Raw genomic sequence first — 1,625 nt, forward strand, 5'->3', positions numbered from 1 at the left:
GATGCGGACGAAGGCGGGCAGGAGTTCCAGGGTGCGGTTGACGTCGGCGAGGGCGAGTTCCTCGAGGATGCCCGAGGCGAACGTGTCGAGTCGGGCGCGGACGTCGGGGTCGGTGAAGACGCCGTCGGCTGTGGCCAGGGCGTCGGCGTTGCCGATGGCCAGTCTGCCGTCCAGGACGCAGGCGCCGGAGCGTCGCAGGATCCTGCGTATGCCGGGCAGTGCGTCGGCGCCGCCGAGGGGGGCGGAGCCGACGGTCAGCACGGCCGTCGGCTTGTCGTCGAGGACGCAGGCGCGGCGGGGGCGGGAGAACCAGTCGAGGGCGTTCTTGAGCACGCCCGGTAGCGCGCCGTTGTAGGACGGGGTACTGATGACCAGGGCGTCGGCCGCGTCGATCATCCTGCGCGCGGCCGCTGCCTCGGACGGCCAGCCGGACTCCTCGCTGTCCTGGTTGTAGTGCGGCAGGCTGCCCAGGTCGAGCATCTGGGTGCTGACTCCGACGTCCGCCGCCGTGAGGGCTCGGCGCACCGTCGCGATCGCGATCCCGTTGGTGGAGTTGCGGCGCAGGCTGCCGGAGATCAGGACGATATGAGGCATCGGAGATCGGCTCCCTTTTCGCTCGGACGCTGAGGCGTGATCTTCTGTGCGTTGGCTGATATACGGGGACGGGAGGGGAGAGGGGGTGGCGCGGGCCTACGAGCGTCAGCGTAGGGGTCCGCGGGTCATCCGGCAGCACCCGTCCGGGTGCCGTCCACACGCACGTTCCGGCAGGTCGGACGGGTGCTACGAACCGGGGTAGCCGATCGGGTAGGGCGCGGATCGGACGGGGCCCGTGCGAATCAGAGGTATGCCTTCCGCTGGATGGCGAACAGTTCGGCGTACAGGCCGCCCTGGGCGATCAGGTCGTCGTGGGCGCCGACCTCGGCGATGCGGCCTTCGCGCACGACGATGATGAGGTCGGCGGTCCTGACGGTGGAGAAGCGGTGCGAGACGAACACCGTGATGGCGCCGCTCTCCCTGGCCACCCGCTTGGCCTCGCGCACGTACTGCTCGAACAGCGCGTTCTCTGCCTCCGGGTCGAGCGCGGAGGCGGGCTCGTCCAGGATCAGCAGCAGCGGGTCGGACCTCATCATCGCCCGGGCGAGGGCGAGGCGCTGCCACTGGCCGCCGGAGAGTTCGGCGCCGTCGGTGTAGCTCTTGCCCAGCTGCGTCTCAAGGCCCCGCGGCAGCCGCTCGACCACGCCGAGGGCGTTGGCGCGGGTGAGCGCGCGCTCCAGGGCGGCCGAGTCCTTCTCGCGGGGCAGGTCGCCGAGGCCCACGGTGCGGGCCACGGTGAACTCGAACCTCGCGAAGTCCTGGAAGCCGGCGGTGATCTTCTCCCGCCACGACTCGATCCGCAGGTCGCGCAGGTCCACTCCGTCGACGGTGATTCGGCCGGCGCGGGGGCGGTAGAAGCCGCACAGCAGCTTCACCAGCGTGGTCTTGCCCGCGCCGTTCTCGCCCACCACCGCGACCGTGGCGCCGGCCGGAAGCAGCAGGTTGACGTCCTTGAGGGTGGGTTCGGCCTCGGGGCGGTAGCCGAAGTCCACGTGCTCGAGGGCGATGCCGCGGGTCAGCCGGGCGGGGGG

At 71.3% G+C, this 1,625-nt stretch carries 2 protein-coding genes; both read right to left on the reverse strand.

The features are described from left to right. Positions 1-594: NADPH-dependent FMN reductase (locus KDL01_RS40970; protein WP_212534118.1), on the reverse strand; the 594-nt coding region annotated here is incomplete at its 3' end. 242 nt (positions 595-836) lie between these two features. Further along, positions 837-1,625 (reverse strand): ABC transporter ATP-binding protein (locus KDL01_RS40975; RefSeq protein WP_212534119.1); only part of this gene is annotated, 789 nt, incomplete at its 5' end.

This window comes from Actinospica durhamensis (assembly GCF_018139695.1).
In the GTDB taxonomy this organism is placed as follows: Bacteria; Actinomycetota; Actinomycetes; order Streptomycetales; family Catenulisporaceae; genus Actinospica; species Actinospica durhamensis.